This window comes from Tomitella fengzijianii (assembly GCF_007559025.1).
Lineage (GTDB): Bacteria > Actinomycetota > Actinomycetes > Mycobacteriales > Mycobacteriaceae > Tomitella > Tomitella fengzijianii.
This window is the reverse complement of the sequence record NZ_CP041765.1, coordinates 3448821-3465622: the sequence shown is the minus strand read 5'-3', so window position 1 is coordinate 3465622 and position 16802 is coordinate 3448821. Positions and strand designations below refer to the sequence as shown.

The 16802-nt window shown below is 72.1% G+C and carries 13 protein-coding genes; 8 read left to right on the top strand and 5 right to left on the bottom strand.

What is annotated here, in order from left to right; genetic code table 11:
• Positions 1-29: 29 nt before the first annotated feature.
• Positions 30-1007 carry a pirin family protein gene (locus FO059_RS15750; protein ID WP_143909912.1) on the bottom strand — a complete coding sequence of 326 codons (978 nt, stop codon included), beginning with the start codon at positions 1005-1007 and terminating at the stop codon, positions 30-32.
• 257 nt (positions 1008-1264) lie between these two features.
• Between FO059_RS15750 and FO059_RS15745 the strand changes: the two genes are divergently transcribed.
• The 3 genes from FO059_RS15745 to FO059_RS15735 all read left to right on the top strand — a co-directional run bounded on the left by FO059_RS15745 (position 1265) and on the right by FO059_RS15735 (position 4025).
• On the top strand, positions 1265-2086 hold the full coding sequence (locus FO059_RS15745) for an enoyl-CoA hydratase/isomerase family protein (RefSeq protein WP_158726354.1): 822 nt from the start codon (positions 1265-1267) through the stop codon (positions 2084-2086).
• Between the two features lie 147 nt (positions 2087-2233).
• Entirely contained in the window at positions 2234-2851 is a 618-nt protein-coding gene (locus FO059_RS15740; protein ID WP_143909910.1) for a hypothetical protein, read from the top strand.
• A gap of 187 nt (positions 2852-3038) precedes the next feature.
• Complete coding sequence (locus FO059_RS15735; RefSeq protein ID WP_143909909.1) at positions 3039-4025, top strand: hypothetical protein; 987 nt, start codon at positions 3039-3041, stop codon at positions 4023-4025.
• Between the two features lie 116 nt (positions 4026-4141).
• Here FO059_RS15735 and FO059_RS15730 read toward each other — a convergent pair whose 3' ends face one another.
• Both FO059_RS15730 and FO059_RS15725 read right to left on the bottom strand, forming a co-directional pair.
• Positions 4142-5596, bottom strand: a complete 1455-nt coding sequence (locus tag FO059_RS15730; RefSeq protein ID WP_143909908.1) for an aldehyde dehydrogenase — start codon at positions 5594-5596, stop codon at positions 4142-4144.
• A 104-nt stretch (positions 5597-5700) separates the two neighbouring features.
• Entirely contained in the window at positions 5701-6498 is a 798-nt protein-coding gene (locus FO059_RS15725) for a class I SAM-dependent methyltransferase (RefSeq protein WP_233266661.1), read from the bottom strand.
• A 187-nt stretch (positions 6499-6685) separates the two neighbouring features.
• Between FO059_RS15725 and FO059_RS15720 the strand changes: the two genes are divergently transcribed.
• From FO059_RS15720 to FO059_RS15710, 3 genes are all read left to right on the top strand, one after another.
• Entirely contained in the window at positions 6686-7423 is a 738-nt protein-coding gene (locus FO059_RS15720; protein WP_143909906.1) for a hypothetical protein, read from the top strand.
• Between the two features lie 185 nt (positions 7424-7608).
• Positions 7609-8418 (top strand): hypothetical protein, encoded by an 810-nt coding sequence (locus tag FO059_RS15715; protein WP_143909905.1) that lies wholly within the window; start codon positions 7609-7611, stop codon positions 8416-8418.
• Between the two features lie 123 nt (positions 8419-8541).
• Entirely contained in the window at positions 8542-9849 is a 1308-nt protein-coding gene (locus FO059_RS15710) for a glycosyltransferase family 4 protein (protein WP_233266660.1), read from the top strand.
• A gap of 19 nt (positions 9850-9868) precedes the next feature.
• Here the strand turns inward: FO059_RS15710 and FO059_RS15705 are convergent, their stop codons facing one another.
• Positions 9869-11767: a hypothetical protein gene (locus FO059_RS15705; RefSeq protein WP_235671095.1), complete on the bottom strand. Its 1899-nt coding sequence runs from the start codon at positions 11765-11767 to the stop codon at positions 9869-9871.
• Here FO059_RS15705 and FO059_RS15700 point away from each other — a divergent pair.
• Complete coding sequence (locus FO059_RS15700; RefSeq protein ID WP_199256965.1) at positions 11766-13280, top strand: polysaccharide biosynthesis protein; 1515 nt, start codon at positions 11766-11768, stop codon at positions 13278-13280. The two genes, FO059_RS15705 and FO059_RS15700, sit on opposite strands and share 2 nt — an antisense overlap.
• Here FO059_RS15700 and FO059_RS15695 read toward each other — a convergent pair.
• Positions 13207-14307: a DUF3068 domain-containing protein gene (locus FO059_RS15695; RefSeq protein WP_143909904.1), complete on the bottom strand. Its 1101-nt coding sequence runs from the start codon at positions 14305-14307 to the stop codon at positions 13207-13209. The two genes, FO059_RS15700 and FO059_RS15695, sit on opposite strands and share 74 nt — an antisense overlap.
• Before the next feature lie 281 nt (positions 14308-14588).
• Here FO059_RS15695 and FO059_RS15690 point away from each other — a divergent pair, with 281 nt between their 5' ends.
• Positions 14589-15932, top strand: a complete 1344-nt coding sequence (locus FO059_RS15690; RefSeq protein ID WP_408033851.1) for an acyltransferase family protein — start codon at positions 14589-14591, stop codon at positions 15930-15932.
• The last annotated feature ends 870 nt before the right edge of the window (positions 15933-16802 follow it).

The window sequence follows — 16802 nt, the reverse complement described above, 5'->3', positions numbered from 1 at the left end:
TGACGGTGGGTGCGGCGCCCGGCTGCCGGTCAGCGCCTTTCGTGGTCGGCGGGGATCGTGCCCAGCCGTCCGGCCTGGAAGTCCTCGAACGCCTCGAGTACCTCGGCCTTGGTGTTCATCACGAACGGTCCGTACATGGCGATCGGTTCGCGGATGGGCTCGCCGCCCAGGATGAACACCTCCATCGCTTCGGTGCGCGAGTCCTGCGTCTCGTCGGCGCGCAGCGTCAGGTGGTCGCCCTCGCCGAACACCGCGAGCCGGCCCGTGGTGACGGGGTGGCGGTCGGCGCCAACGGAGCCGTCGCCGGCCAGCACGTAGGCGAGCGCGTTGAAGCGCTTGTCCCACGGCAGCTTCACCTCCGCGCCCGGCGCGATGGTCGCGTGGATGAGCGTGATCGGCGTGTACGTGCTGCCGGGGCCCGAGTGGCCGTCCAGGTCGCCGGCGATCAGGCGCAGCAGTGCGCCGCCGTCGGGCGTGGACAGCAGCGTGATGTGCTCGGAGCCGATGTCCTGGTATCGCGGGTGGGCGCGCTTGTCGTCCGCGGGCAGGTTCACCCACAGCTGCACCCCGTGGAACAGGCCGCCGGACACCACCAGGTGCTCCGGCGGGCGCTCGATGTGCAGGATGCCTCCGCCGGCGGTCATCCACTGCGTGTCGCCATTGGTGATGGATCCGCCGCCGCCGTTGGAGTCCTGGTGGTCGAAGATGCCGTCCATGATGTAGGTGACGGTCTCGAAGCCGCGGTGCGGATGCCAGTCGGTGCCCTTGGGCTCGCCGGGCGCGTACTGGACCTCGCCCATCTGGTCCATGTGGATGAAGGGGTCGAGGAACCGCTGGTCGACGCCGGCGAACGCGCGGCGCACGGGGAACCCCTCGCCCTCGAAGCCCTGGGGCGCGGTGGCCACGCCCAGCACGGGGCGCGGGCTGTTGCCGGGGCCGGCCACGTCGTCGGGGATCTCGCGGACGCGCGGCAGGGCCAAGGGGTTGTCGACGGTGATGGCGGGCATTGCGGGCTCCTCGGGTCGCAGGACGGACGCAGCGGATCGTGTGTGCCGCGATCCAATGTAGTTGATTGCGCAACTACCTGTTGCCCGATACAACGTGTGAGCATCGGCGCTATTCCCGGCCGGGATGACGGTTCGCCGTCCCGGGGATGAAATGCTGCACTGGAGGGCGATGCCTTCGCGCGGCGCGCGCCGGAACCGGCCGCGGCGTCGCCGGCAGACCCGACAGACTTGAACGAAGAACTGAGAGGCCGCAGACGATGGCAGACAGCACCGAGACCGTCGAGCATCCCGCCGGGACGGAAGCCCCCGCACCGCCCGTGCTGGTCGAGCGCGAGGGGCGGGTCCTCGCCATCAGCCTGAACAGGCCCGGCAACGGCAACGCCATCGACATGCCGCTGGCCGACGCGCTGGCCGACGCGGTACGCCAGGTCGACGATGGAATCGGTGCGGTGCTGATCCTGGGCGAAGGCAAGCACTTCTGCCTCGGCGGGGATCTCGAGGAGTTCGGCGCCGCCGAGGAGCCGGGGCCGTTCCTCGACGCCCTCGCCACGCGGCTGCACGAGTCCGTGGCCGCGCTCGCCGAACTCGACGTGCCGGTGGTCATCGGCCTGCACGGCGGCGTCGGCGGCGCCGGCATGAGCCTGGCGGGCATCGGAGACGTGGTGGTGTGCGGGCGCTCGGCCAAGCTCCGCCCCGCCTACCTCGCCGTGGGGCTCACCCCCGACGGCGGGATGAGCTGGACGCTGCCGCGCACCATGGGGCGGGTGCGCTTCATGGATCTGGCGATGACCGGATCCGTCCTGCGGGCCACGGACGCGCTGTCGATGGGAGTCGTCAGCCGGGTGGTGGACGACGACGAGGTCGTCGGCGAGGCGTCACGGCTCGCCTCCCAGCTGGCCAACGGTCCGACGGCGTCGTACGGGCGGCTCAAGACGCTCGTGCGCGACGGCGAGCAGCGGGACCTGCGCTCCCAGCTCTTCGCCGAGGCGACCGCCATCGGCGTCAGCGCCGGTTCCCCTGAGGGACGCGAAGGCGTCGCTGCGTTCCTGGAGAAGCGTTCCCCCAAGTTCCAGGGCTGACCGAGCTGCCGACCCTGAGTGGTTCGGGTTGCCCGAACCGCTTGCCGATCAGGATTTCATGGGTGATGATAACCGCCAAGAAGTAGTGAGAATCACTGCAACGCGGCCGGTCGGGGGCTCGGAGCAGTCCAACGGCAGGGGATCGTCATGAGGATCGGGAAGCTCAAGAAGGTCGGAGTCGGCGTGGTCGCGGCCGCGACGCTGGCGGGCGGGGCGGCGGTGGCCGCGCCCGCGGTCGCAATGGCCGACGCGCCGACGGTCACCGTCGAGCAGGACGTCAGCGACCTGACGGTGACCACGAAGGACACGGTCGGCAATCAGCTGTGCCTGCCGATCCTCGTCAGCGGCGAGACCGCCCTGGAGGTGGGCGTCGCCTACGCCACCCAGGACTGGGGCCGCATCGGCGAGCTGCTCACCAGCGGCGGCGACAACGTGAAGTTCGGTGCGGCCGCGTCGGGCGTGCGGATCCCGATCATCGGCACGCAGCCGCTGCCGAACCCGTCGACCACCGAATGGACCCCGGCCGACGGCGTCTACCTGCTGATGGGCACGTGCACCGAGGTCAGCGGCGGCAGTATCGTCGACATCATCCGGGCGATCGCCGCGGGCGACTTCTCCGCCCTCCTCGGCGACCTGGCCGAGAACCTCACCATCCAGCCGGTGATCGTGCCCAACGGCATCGGCAGCATCGCGCCGGCGGCCGGATTCGGCAGCCTGGCGCTCCAGGCGGGCAGCACCATCATCGCCGACCAGATCGGCGGCTGACCGGGTCACTTCAGTCACGACTCGCGCCCCGCTCCGGTTCGCCGGCACGGGGCGCGAGCCGTGTGCGGGTATCCGTATGCGGAAACCGCCGGATCGTTGTCGCTTCCGGCGGTTTCCGCAGGCGCTCGCGAGGTGTGAGGCGGGGGACGAGAGGGCGCCGCGCGAGGCGTCCGGAATCATGGGGCGCATGGGGGAAAGACGGGGGAGGGTCCGCGTGCGGGCGGGCAGCGGGCTGAGCGATCGGCGGTTGCGCGAACATCAGGTGCGGTTGCTCCGGGGCGTGTACGCCGATCCGGGCACGCAGCGTACGGCGCGCATCATGGCGGAGGCGGCGTGGCTGTACGGGCGCGGCCGGGGGGTGCTCGGCGGACGGTCGGCGGCCGCGGTGCTCGGCACCAGATACCTCGACCAGCGCAGGAGGCGGGAGAACCCGGCGCACACGACAGCGCCCTACCGTTATCGCGAGCACGAGTGGGATGCGTACGAGTATCACGACCTCGAGCCCCCGGTATTGATCCGGCCGCGCTCCGCCAGCACCCGGCCCACGCCGGGGATCACGGTCTGGACGTCGGATCTGCCCCTGGACGAGGTCGCGGTGGTGCAGGGGATGCGTGTGACGACGCCGGCGCGCACGGGGTTCGACCTGGCGCGGCACCCCGCCTCTGCGGACCGGTGCTGGGACGCGCGTGGTGATGAGGACTTCATTCGGCGGTTGATCCTGCTCGACGCCTTGTGCAACGCCACCCGCATCGACGCCGCCGCGATCGCGCAGGTGGCGAAGGCCCATCCGCGGGCGGCCGGCGGCGACCGGCTTCGCGCCGTGCTGAGCCTGGTCGACGGCGGTGCGGCCTCACCGCCGGAGACGCGCCTGCGATTGCTGCTCGCCAGGCGCGGATACCCGCGGCCGAGTACTCAGTATCCGGTCCTCAACGAGTACGGACAGTTGCATGCCCGCATCGACCTGGCGTGGCCGCAGTGGAAGGCGGGCATCGAGTACGACGGCGACTGGCACCGGCGCTCCGAGGACAAGCGTTCATCCGATATCGCGCGGTATGCGGAGTACCGGGATATCGGCTGGGACGTGCTGCGCGTGGACAAGCACCTGCTGGCCATGCAGGCGACGCTCCTGGGCTATGTCGACAGCATGTTCGCGCGGGTCGGCGCCGCCTGGTGATCTGCCGTCCCGCCTCGCCCGCCGGCCGGAGGTACGTATGCGGAAACCGCCGGATCCCGGGGGATTCCGGCGGTTTCCGCATACAGTCGCGCTGTCGGGTCGGGTCGGGGAGCGGATCAGGCGCTGGTGTAACCGGCGGGCATGAGCACCGACTTGATCTCGCAGAACGCGTCGATGCCCTCGGGCCCGCACTCGCGGCCGATCCCGGAGCTCTTGTACCCGCCGAACGGCGAGCCCGGGTCGAAGGCGTACCAGTTGATGCCGTAGGTGCCGGTGCGGATCTTGCGCGCCACCTCCAGGCCGTGGTCGACGTCGGTGGTCCACACCGAGCCGGCCAGGCCGTAGTCGGAGTCGTTGGCGATGGCCACGGCGTCGTCCTCGGTGTCGTAGGGGATCACCGACAGGACGGGCCCGAAGATCTCCTCGCGGGCGATCGTCATGGTGTTGTCGACGTCGGCGAAGATCGTGGGCGCCACGTAGTAGCCGTCGCCGAGGTCCGCGGGCCGCTCGCCGCCGAGCACCAGCCGGGCGCCCTCCTGCGTGCCCTTGGCGATGTAGGCCTCGATCTTGTCGCGCTGGGTCTGGTTGATCACCGGCCCGATCTGTGTGGCCGGGTCGGTGGGGTCGCCCACCTTCATCATCGCCTCGACGATGCCCTTGAGCGCCTCGACCACCTCGTCGTAGCGGGAGCGGGGTGCCAGGATGCGGGTCTGCGCCACGCACGCCTGGCCCGAGTTCATCAGGCCGCTCATCGCCAGCATGGGGGCCGACGCGGCCAGGTCGGCGTCTTCGAGCACGATCGCGGCCGACTTGCCGCCGAGCTCCAGCGAGCAGCGCTTGAGCTGGTCTGCCGCCGACCGGCCGATCTTGCGCCCCACCGCGGTGGAACCGGTGAACGTCACCTTGTCCACGTCCGGGTGGTTGACCAGGTACTCGCCTGTAGTGGCGCCGCCTTGCACCACCGACAGCACGCCCTCGGGGAGGCCGGCGTCGGCGAAGATCTCGGCGATGGCGTTCGTGGACAGCGGCGCGTCCGGCGCGGGCTTGAGCACCACGGCGCAGCCGGCCATGATCGCGGGGGCAAGCTTGTTGACGGCGAGGAAGATCGGCACGTTCCACGCGGTGACGGCGGCGACGACGCCGACGGGCTCGCGGATCACGCGCGACTCGCCGAACATCCCGTGGCGCGTCTCCTCCCAGGCGAATGTCTCCGCCAGCGCGGCATATGCGTTGAGCGTGGCCAGCGACGGAGTGATCTGCATCATGTCGACGCCGGCGTGCGTGGCGCCCATCTCCGAGGAGGTGAGTGCGATCAGGTCGTCCTTGCGCTCCGTGATCAGCTGGGCGGCCTTGGTGAGGATCGCGGCGCGCTCGGCGGGGGAGGTGCGTCCCCACGCGCCGTCGTCAACGGTGGCGCGGGCGGCGGCGACTGCGGCGTCGACGTCGGCATCGTCGGCGGCGGGCACGCTGCCCACGTGCTCAAGGGTGGCGGGCGAGGTGACGTCGATACGCTCCGAGCCGTGGGGGGCCACCCATTTTCCGCCGATGAACAGGGTGTCGTAGTCGGTCATCTGTTCTCCTTGTGTGTGGTGCGTGCCCGGCCGTGAGCGCGTCCGGGAGATATCTATCACATAGAGTAGAACCTGTTACAGAGTTAAGCCAGGGCAGGGCGTTGTCACGCTTTGCGCAGCACCAGCACCAGGTTGCTGACCAGCACCTCGCGCACCATCGGCACCCGGACCAGCCACCACGCCCAGCGCGGGTGGTACCGCGGGAACGCGGCGAGCAGTTCGCCCGACGGCGCGGAGCGGGCCCAGGCGATCCCGTCGCGGCAGTGCACGGCGAACAGCGACGTGCCGAAGCGGTTCTTCGGCTCATGCCCGTGGATCCGGCGGTAGCGTCGCGCCGCGCCCTCGCCGCCGAGCAGGTAGTGCCAACGGCCCGTCTCGTGGCCGCCGAACGGGCCCCACCACAGGGTGTAGGACAGCACGACGATGCCGCCGGGTCTGGTCACGCGCAGCATTTCGTCGGCCATCCGCCAGGGCTCGGCGACGTGCTCGGCCACGTTGGAGGAGAAGCACACGTCGACGGCGCCGTCGCGGATCGGCAGCGCGGTGCCGGAGCCGCGGATCGCGACGCCGGTCAGGTCGATCTCGCGCGCGTGCATCTCCGACGGATCAGGCTCGACGGGGACGTAGCGGGCGCCGGCCACGCGGAAGGCGTCGGCGAAATAGCCGGGGCCACCGCCGACGTCGAGCACGGTGCACCCGCCGAGGCCCGTCCCCGTCGCGCCGCGGTGCAGGTCCTCGATCATCTCGGCCGAGTCCCGCGCGAGGGGGCGGTAGAACCTGTCGGGGTCGGACTGCTCGAAGCGGAACGCGCCGAGCAGGCGCACGGAACGCCGCAACGTGGCGCGTCGGGCGAAGCGGGCGGTGGCGGTGGAGATGCGCTTGCGCAGGGGCGATCGGGGCACGGGTCGAGGGTAGTGGTCCGCGGCGCGGGCTGTGTAAAGGTGATGGCCGTGGACACGCCGCCGGGCTCCAGGATCCATCGTGTGTCATTCAATGACAGTACTTTTTCTTTCCTGCTTTCTATCGGCAGTTTCGAATGCTTATAGTCAATGTGTTGAAGTCGCTGTCGGTATAGGATTGGGAGAAATCATGAACACGAAGACAATGGTGAGCGGAATCGCCGCTGCCGCAGCCATGGTGTTGATTGCGGCTCCGACTGCGGCGAGCGCGGCAGAGAGCCCGGACGTGACGCCTGCCGTCCACGTAAACGATGGCCGGCTGACCGCGGAAGAGGTTGGAGCGGTCACCGATGTGAAATTCGCGCCGGGTGCGATGGCCGATGACGAGCTATGCTTCGGCCCGCTTGTCTACGCGGGTCAACTCACGCAGGAACAGATCGACAAGATCAGCGAAGGTGCTGCCTCCGGCGAAGGTATGGATGGTGTCGATGCGTCGCAGTTCACCGCGGTGCTGCCGGATGGGCTCAAAGACGTGCTGGTGGAAGCCGGGTTCTACGATCCCATTGTTGGCCAGGCCGATGGCGATGAGAATCTCGCCGCGTTGACGCTCAGCTTTATGATGAGCGGAGTCGGTACGCCGAACGTTTTCGAGCAACAGGGCATCGACCTGCCGTCCGGGATGGTGCTCTCGGAGGACTCGAACACCTTCGCCTACACGCTTGATGGCAAGGAAAAGTACACGGCCGTCGGGGAGTGCTTCACTGCGACGAATGACGGCGAGGGCAACTCGACGGTGACCGGCATGGACATCTACGTCCGCACGATCGGATACGACGTCGGCGGCGGCACCGGCGGCACCGGCGGTGGCGACGCCGGCACAGGAAGCCTGGGGAGCCTGTTCGGGAGCCTTTCCGGTAGCAAGGGGTAGTACGGCGGAAGCTCCGCGGTGGCCCGGCGGCTTTGCCTGCCGGGCCGCCGCGCTTTCATGACCGCAGACACCGGTGCGGGTGAGTCGTCACAGTGGGGCTTGTCGTCGGCGCGTGTGGTTCTTAACGTTCGCCTGGTCGGAAGAGTCGTCGTGTGGGAAGTAACCGCAGTAAGGAGACCGGGCGAATGAAGATGGGGCGTACCGCAGGTGCAGCAGCAGCCGGGATGACGGTGGTGGCGACGGTGCTGGCGGCGGGGCCCGGTGTCGCGTCCGCGTCGCTCGCGGACAAACTCCCGGACGTCCAGATGCGCCTGGACACCGCCGAGCTGACGACCGCCGCAGAGGGTTCGGACACGGCGGTGGCCTTCGCGCCCCCGGCCGGCCCGGTGAACACCACCTGCTACGGCCCGTACGTGTATGTGGGCGAGCTGGACTCGAAGGTCAAGGAGATCGTCCAGGGGTTCATCGAACGCAAGCAGCAGGGGGACGGCGACTCCGGAACCGGTGACTCGGGAACCGGTGACTCGGGAACCGGTGACTCGGGAACCGGTGACGCAGGCACCGGGGACACGGGCGGGACGGGTGATGCGGGCACCGGAGGGGAGCCCGCACCCGCCGCGGCGCTCGCCGATGCCCCCGCGGCCGATGCCCCCGCGGCGGAGGACGACCCGCTCGCCGACGACGACACCGCGAGCAAGGTCTCCCCGATCGACCCCGACGCGGTGACGCGCGTGGATCCGGGCGCACGGAACACGCTCGACTACGCGCTCGGCGGCGGCGCGTACACGGCGCTCGGCACCTGCATCAGCGGCGGCACGGTGCCGGGCGGAGATGCGACGCCGGAACAGGGGCAGGACGGGGCCGGCGATGCCGACCCGAGCGTGCACGCCACCGTCTACCTGCGTGCCGTCAACTACGAGTTCGGCGTGGTGGGGCAGATGCTCGGCAGCCTCGACACCGGCAGCGTCGGCAGCCTGGCGGACCTCTTCGGATGATCGGTGCCGCCGGGACGCCGCCCGGGCCTCATGGCCGGGCGGCGGATCAGCCGTTATCCTGCATGCGTGTCCGTGCAGGAGTCCGGTGGAACCGCTGCGCCCGGAGCGGCAGACGATAGCGCCGTGACCGGCGTCGATCTCGCGATTGAGCGCGCGGGTGGCGCGGGGCCGGTACGCGAGGTGCTGCTGCTGTGCTGGCGTGATTCCGGACACCCGCAGGGCGGCGGCAGCGAGCGGTATCTCGAGCAGGTCGGCGAGCAGCTCGCCCGGCGCGGAGTGCGCGTCACCCTGCGCACCGCCGGATACCCGGGAGCACCCGCGCGGGGTCGGCTGGGCAGCATCGGGGTCAGCCGCGGCGGAGGCCGGATCACCGTCTATCCGCGCGCCCTCGCGGCGATCGCGCTGGGACGCATCGGGGTCGGCCCGCTGCGCGGCGCGCGGCCCGATGTAATCGTTGACACCCAGAACGGCATCCCCTTCTTCGCTGCGCTGGTGGCGGGCGCGCCCGTGGCCGTGCTCGTCCACCACTGCCACAAGGAACAGTGGCCGGTGGCAGGGCGCGCGCTGGGCCGGCTGGGCTGGTGGCTCGAGTCGGTGGCCTCGCCCCGGCTGCACCGGCGCCGCCAGTACCTGACGGTGTCGCTGCCGTCCGCGGAGGAGCTCGAGACGCTGGGAGTGGAGGGCGAGCGGATCGCCGTCGTCCGCGCCGGCCTGGACCCCGTGCCCGCGGCAGTGACCCCGGGCTGCGCGGTCAGCCGCACGGCGCACCCCAGCCTGGTGGTGCTGTCGAGGCTGGTGCCGCACAAGCAAATCGAAGACGCGATGTACGCGCTGGCGCGGCTGCGGCCGCTGATGCCCGACCTGCGACTCGACGTGATCGGCGACGGCTGGTGGTCGGAACCGCTGCACCGGCACGCCCGCGAGCTGGGTGTGGCCGATGCCGTCACGTTCCACGGGCACGTGTCAGAGGAGCACAAGCACCGGTTGCTGGCGCAGTCGTGGGTGCACGTGATGCCGTCGCGCAAGGAAGGCTGGGGGCTGGTCGTGGTCGAGGCCGCCCAGCACGAGGTGCCGACGGTGGGCTACCGCGGATCACGCGGGCTCACCGACTCGGTCCTCGACGGCGTGACCGGTCTGCTCGTCGACGACCGCGAGGAGCTCGTCGCCGCGGTGTCCGAGCTTGTGGGTGACGCCAACCTGCGTGCGGAATTGGGCCGGAAGGCGCGCACGCGGGTGCAGGAGTTCTCGTGGGAGCGGTCGGGCGAGGCGTTCCTGGGGGTGCTCGACGAGGTGGCGAAGGGGCGCCGGGTGAGCGGACTCGTGGGGGCGCGGCCGCAGCAGGAACGGCCTGTGCCCGTGATCGACCCGGCGCTCGCGGCGGTCCCGGTGCTGGCAGAGGCCTCGGCGCCCGCGGTCGATCCTGCGCGCTGAGGCGGGGGTCGCCGCACGCTCAGGCGCGTTGCGGCAGGCGCATGCGCTGCCGCAGGGCCGCGCCGCCCGTCAGCGCGGCCCCCGTGACCGCGGCGGCGAGCCACAGTGCGTGCCCGGCCCACGCCAGTCCCCGGTCGGCTGAGGTCGACCCCGTGGCGGCCACCGGCCCCGGTATTCGGTACAGGCTCACGTCCGGGTCCGAGTAGACCTGCTCGGCCTGGGCGAGGGTGGCGGCGCTGTCGCCGAGCGTCCCCGGGGTGCCGTGCTGCACCAGGACCCAGCGCACCCCCTCGTGGGCGAGCACGGCGGGTGCGGCTCCGGCCAGGAGCGCCTCCTCGGTGTCGCGCGCCCGCGTCCCCTCGCCGCCCACCGTGGTGTCACCGACGAGCAGGTCGCCGGTGACGAGCACGTCGGTCCGGAAGTACCGGGGCGCCGGGTCCAGCACGGGGCCGCGGGTCCACGCGAAATCGCGGAATGATCCGGCGGGGAGCGTCGCCATCGCGCCGTCGGACGGCGCCGAGTCGACGATCGCCGCCACCCGGTCCCAGCCTTGCGGGTAGTGCGCCGGCTGCAGCGCGCCCCCGACGCCCCACGCCAGCGACGGCAGCGCCGCGATGAGCACCGCGCTCGAAATGGCTGCGGCGGCCGCGTACGCCCCCACAGATCCGCGCACCTTCTGTGCAGCCGCGCGCCGATTCTCGCGGTGATCCCGTACAACGCGTGCGCGGATTCCGGGGAGTCGCCGCGGCAGCCGTGAGAGCGCGCGCACCTCCAGCGCCGCGGCCAGCGTGTAGCCCGGCATGGCGAGCGCCACCCACTTCTGCGCGTCGCGGAACAGGCCCGCGCCCGGCACGTTCTCCACCGCCCAGCGCGCGGCGGCGAGCCCGGGTGCGGTCGCCCCGAGCGCCGGCAGCACCACCGCGAGCACTGCGAGGACCACGACGGCCGCGATCACCGGGTGCGCTCGGCGCCGCCACAGCCCGCGTACACCGCACGCCACCAGCGCCAGCAGGATCAGCGTGCCGATCAGCGCGCCCGCGCCTGTGCGTGATGGCGGCAACGCCTGCGAGTTCCAGATGCCGCCGAGCCCGGCGAGGCTGCCCAGCGTGCCCAGGTGCGGCTCGGCGCGGGCGGCGAAGGCGTCGACCCCGGCCGGATCGGATGTGGATCCGGGCGCGGCCATCGCGGCGGTGATCAGCCAGGGCGCCGCCACCGCGGCGAAGCCGGCGACGATGACCGCGACGCGCACGGCCCGCCGCCACCCGCCGGGCAGTGCCGCGACCACCAGGGCGACGATGACGGCCAGAACCGCGCCGGTGGGGGTCAGCCCGGCGAGCGCGAGAGCGAGGAGGGTGACGCCGATCCCCGCGGCCGGGGCGCTGCGCATGCGCACTCCCGCCCACACCAGCCATGGCAGCGCGGCGTAGCCCGTGAGCAGGCTCCAGTGGCCCTGCAGGAGGCGTTCGGCCACGAAGGGGTTCCACACGGCCAGGGTCGACGCGGTGAGCCGCCCCGCCAGGCCGGCCGCGCGGAGCCCCAGCCCGCGTGCGGGCAGCAGGACGCCGACCATCGCCGACGCCCCCGCGCCGGCGGCCCACAACGCCAGCACGAGCACGGCCTTGACCACGATGCCGCCGTCCAGGACCGACGACAAGGCGGCCACCAGGACATCCTGAGGGACAGCGCGAGGCGCCGAATCCGACACGCCCAGCGCGGCGTCTGTGAAGAACGAGCGGGGGGCGCTCACTGCGTCGCGCAGCAGAAGGTACCCGCCGCCCAGCAACGGGCCGACGATCAGCAGCGCCAGCGCGAGCGGCCAGAGTGCCAGCGTGATCGTCGGCAGCGCCGCCCGCGCGGCGGCGGGCGCACGGCGGACGCGGACGGCGGCGGAACCGGTCGACGGAGCCTGCGCGCGCATGACCGAGAGACTACTGGCGCACGCTTCGCCGCCCGCCTGGGAGCATGGGAGCGTGACGGCGAACCGGCGGACCCTGACGGACGGGCGGCTGTCCCGCATCCGCGCGGCGCGGTCGCCGGGGGCGGGCGCCGCGGGCCGCAGCACTGTTGCGGGCATGACGTGGGTGACCGCGGGCGCGATGACCGCCAATGCGCTGTCCTACGTGCTCTACCTGGTGGCCGGGCGCCTGCTGCTGCCCGCGGGCTACGGGATGTTCGCAAGTCTGGTCACGGCGCAGATGGTGCTGGCGGTTCCGGCGCTGGCGTTGCAGGCCGTCATCGCGCGCGAGATAGCGCAGCGGAACACAGTGCAGTGGAACACAGCGCAGCGGAACACAGTGCAGTGGAACACAGCGCAGCGGAACACAGCGCCGTGGGCGGGGCGCGCGCTGACGTATCGGACCGCCGCGATCGTGACGGTGCTGGCGGCGGCCGCGACTCCGCTGCTGGCCGCGGTGCTCGACACGCCGGTGACGGCGGCCGCCGCGGCGATGGCGATGGCCCCGATGTTGGTGCTGCTCGCGGGTGAGCAGGGTGCGTTGCAGGGTCACGAGCGTTTCCCGGCGCTGGGCGTGGTGCTGGGTATCGCGGGTCTGGGCAAGGTGTTGCCGGCGGCGGTCGTGCTGCTCGCCGGCGGGGGAGCCACGGCGGCGCTCGCCGCCAGTACCGCGGGGACGGCCGTGGCGGTGCTGCTGGCGCGCGCGGTCGTTGCGCGTACCGGCGTCGACGATGCGGCGGACGGGACGGTGGAGGACGGGACGGCGGAGGACGGGACGGCGGCGGCCGCGGACCCCGGCCGCTCGAGGGCGGCGACGGCGTCGGTGCTGCGCGCCTCCCAGGTGCAGCTGGTGCTCATGCTGCTCACGTCCATCGATCTGATGATGGCCCGCGTGGTGCTGGCCGAGACCGACGCGGGCGTGTACGCGATGGGGTCGGTGGCCACCAAGGCGGCGTTCTGGTTGCCCGCGGCGGTGGGGGTGGTGCTCTATCCGCGGATGGCCCGGCCCGAGCATTCGCTGCGCGCGGTGCGCTTCACCCTGGCGGTTCTCGCCGGCCTGGGCGTGGGCGTGGTCGCCTGCGCCGCGGCGGCGGCGCCGCTGGTGCCGATCCTGGTGGGGGAGCAGTACCGGCCCGTCGTGGGGCTGCTGTGGTTGTTCGCGTTCGTCGGTGCCGCGTTCTCGGTGCTGCAGGGGGCCTTGCTGTCGGCGATCGCCCGCGATGCGACGCGCCTGGCGGCCCTCGCGTGGGCGGGGCTGGCGGCGGAGGGCGTGGCGCTGGCGTTCGCGTCGTCGGTGGCGCAGATGGCCGTGACCGCCGCGGTCTGTGCGCTGGGCACGACCGCGGCGGTCACGGTGGCGGTGCTGCTGTCGTTGCGGGCCCCCGCCGGCGGGGGCCGCCCCGTCAGTACGTGGGGATCTGCTCGGTGGGCGGGTCGTAGCGGTCGTCGTCCCGGCGGCCGGGCAGGCCGGCCCTGAGGAATCCGAGGATCAGCCCCGCCAGCAGTGCGATCGCACCGACGATGCCGGCGATCAGCGGGATCGTGAACGTCACCAGCTGGATGTCGTCCTGGCCGTTGCGCGCCTGCTCCAGCTGATAGTCGACGGTGTCCTGGTCGAAGGTCAGCCCGGTCTCGGGGCTGACGGACAGCGCCGTGATGCGGGCGTCGTCGTCGGCTCCTTGGGCGAAGTACTGGTTGATCACCTCGCGGCCCTTGACGATGACGCCGGTGACCGGGTCCACGTAAAGGTCGCGCTGGTTGGTGTAGAAGCGGTGCACCTCGACGTCGCCCTCGCCGGTGACGCCCAGCGCCTTCGCCGGGATGGTCAGCTTGTCCGAGGTGCCGCCCACGGTCTTGGCGAGGTCGACCGGCGCGATGTCCTGGGTGAAGTGGTAGACCTTCAACCCGTCGATCTCCTCCTCGCCGGCGAAGTCGATCGGGTGCGTGGTGCGCGAGGTCAGGTCGAAGTACGGGTAGGACTTCTTCTCGACGTTGAACGGGAACTTGTACTGCAGTCCGTCGCGCGGGACCGGGTCCATCTGCCCGCCGGCGTCCGTCCAGACGCCGTTGGGGCTGTCCGGGTTGTTGACGGGCATGGACGTGACGCGGTCCAGCGTGACCTTGTCGACGGAGGCGTTGATCAGGCGCGGATCCCGGGCGGTGGGCGCATCGGACTTGGGGGCCGGCTTGTCCATGCGCAGCAGCCGCTGCCCCGCCTGCAGGGTGATGACGTCTTCGTTGGACGGGTCCTGCACGGTGACGTTGCGGATTGCTTCGAGCTCGACGTCGTGCGCCACCTCGGGCGCGCCGGCCACGAGCGACGACGCGTCGAGCACCGCGCCCTTGCCGGTGGCGACCGTCTCCACGTGCAGGTCGAGCGGAGTCTTGAGCGCCTTGCCCTTGGTGTAGGTGGGAAGCATGATGGCCACCACCACCAGGAACACGCCGAGGCCGATCAGGATGCAGGCGACGATCCCCGCACTGCCGAGCCTTTTCTTCGCCATCCCCGCTCCTCGTGTTCCCGCCCGGCCCGGGCGGGTTGTCGTCGTTGGGCCCGGTGTCGTGCCCTTGACACTGTGGCCCCTGCCATTGTGGCTCCCGGCATGGTGCGCGCCGCGCAACGTGACACGGCGCGCCGCGTACGCGCTGCGCAGGATGAGCACACGTTGGACGTGAGACTAACAGCACGGTCGCGTCCGCCGGTCCGTCCGGTGACGCGCCGCGGGTCGGGAAACGCCCTGCGTCGGCCGCCGCCGGTTCCGGCGGGGCGGCATACTGGAGCGCGATGACGGCTACGGCGGGAGCTGAGGTGGACGCGGCGGGGATGGCGGCGCGCGGCGCGGCGGCCCGCGGCGGGTTCATCCCCGCGCTCGAGGGGATGCGCGCGCTCGCGGCGATCGGCGTGATGACCACGCACGTGGCGTTCCAGACGGGCAATGCGGTGGACACCGTCCCGGGCCGGGTCTTCGGGCGGCTGGACCTGGCGGTGGCGTTGTTCTTCGCGCTCTCCGGGTTTCTGCTGTGGCGCCCGCACGCCCAGGCGGCGCGCGGGTTGCGCCCGCGGCCCGCGACGGCCCGCTACTACCGCTCGCGCCTGGTGCGCATCATGCCCGCGTACCTGGTTCTGGTGGTCGCGGTCCTGTGGCTGCTGCCGGTGGGCGGGGCGGCGTCAGATTCCGCCTCGGCATCCGCATCGACGTGGTTCGCCAACCTGACGCTCACCCAGGTGTACGTCCCGTACGCGTTGACGGCGGGGCTGACGCAGCTGTGGAGCCTGTCGGTGGAGATGACGTTCTACCTGGTGCTGCCGCTGGTCGCGTGGTTGATGATCCGGCTGCGCGGGCGCCGGACCCGGCTGCGGGTGCCGATCCTGATCGCGGTGGGCGTGGCCGGTCTGTTCTGGGGCTACGTGGACCTGCCGGTGCCGGACGGCGTCAATACGGACACCTGGCTGCAGGGGCATGCGGCGTGGTTCGCGTCGGGGATGGTGCTGGCCGAAATGGCGGCGGCCGCAATGGCGGCGACAGCACGGGCCTCCGCACGCGCGACCGGGCAGGCTGCGGCGCCGGCGACTCCGCCGGCCCTGGAGCACGGGCGGCTGCGCAGGCTGATCGCGCGTCCGGCGCCGATGCTGGGCGTGGCCGTCGTCGCCTACGCGTTGGCGTGCACGGATCTGGCGGGGCCGCCGGGTCTGGTGCAGCCGGCGCCGTGGCAGTACGCGTGCAAGATCGGGCTCGGCGCCGTCATCGGATTCGCGTTGCTGGCGCCGTTGACCCTTGCGGCGCCCGGCGACGGACGCGACCGCGGCGCGCACCGGTGGCTGTCGGGCCCCGTGGCGCTGGCGCTGGGCCGCTGGTCGTATGCGCTGTTCCTGTGGCATGTCGCAGTGCTGGCCATGGTGTTCCCCGCCTTCGGGCTGCCGATGTTCGGCGGGCACATGCTGTTCGTGTGGATCGCGACGCTTGTGCTCAGTGTGCTGGTCTCGGCGGCCTCCTACGCCTTGGTGGAGGAGCCTGCCCGCCGCGCCCTGGTGCGCTGGGAGGCGCGCCGGGCCCACGCACGCAGGCGCCCGGATGCCGGCACGGCCGACACACCCGCCGCCGCCACGCCGATCAGCGCGAACAGCTGAGCCCACGGGGAATGCCCCTGGTAGGGCATCCCGGAGAGCCATGGCCCCGTCGCCAGCACTCCGATGGACAGCATGAGGCCGCCGCCGGCGACCACCGGCCATGCGCGTCCCGTCGCGAACGCGCGGGCGATCCGGGCCGCGATGCCGTCGCGCCGCCCGCCGCGGGCGCGGATCCGTCGCACCCACACGGGTGCCGTCGCGGTCGCCGCCAGGCCCGCGGCGGTCACCGCCAGCCCGGCCGGACCGGACACGGCGAATCCCGCAGCCAGCACGCCCGCGGCCCCCGCGGCCGTCGACGACCACGTGCGGGTCGCCGCGCCGAACCCGGTGCGTTCGCGGCGCCGGGCCGGGACCGCCGCGGCGAGGAACAGCAGTGGCAGCAGCGCGAGCCCGCCGAACAGGCCGAGCCGATACCAGTGGTCGCTCGGGAAGGTCAGCTCCACTGTGGTCGCGGCGCCCGCGGGTACGATCCACCCCTGCTGCCACCCGTCGACGACGATTGGCTGCAGTTCCGTGCCGGCCGCGTCGCGGGCCACCCAGCCGGGGTTGGTCGATTCCGGCACCACCAGGAGACGGTCGGCGGCCGCCGCGGGCAGCCGCATCACCCGGTGGTCGTCGCCCCAGTTCTCGACGCGTGCGGGCTGCGGCGCCGCCGATGCCGCGGCGGAGGCTTCCGGTGCCCCCGACGGCCGCGGCGTGAGCGTCACCGTGGACACCGTGAACGCGCCGCCGGGCCGCACCGTCAGGTCGTCCGGGCCCGCGGCGGGCTGCAGCGTCGCTCCGCCGCACACGGTCGCGGTGACCGGCGTGCCGTCCCGCAGCTGCCGGGCCGTCGCCGTGACGGACGTGTGGACGGCGCGTCCGTTCATC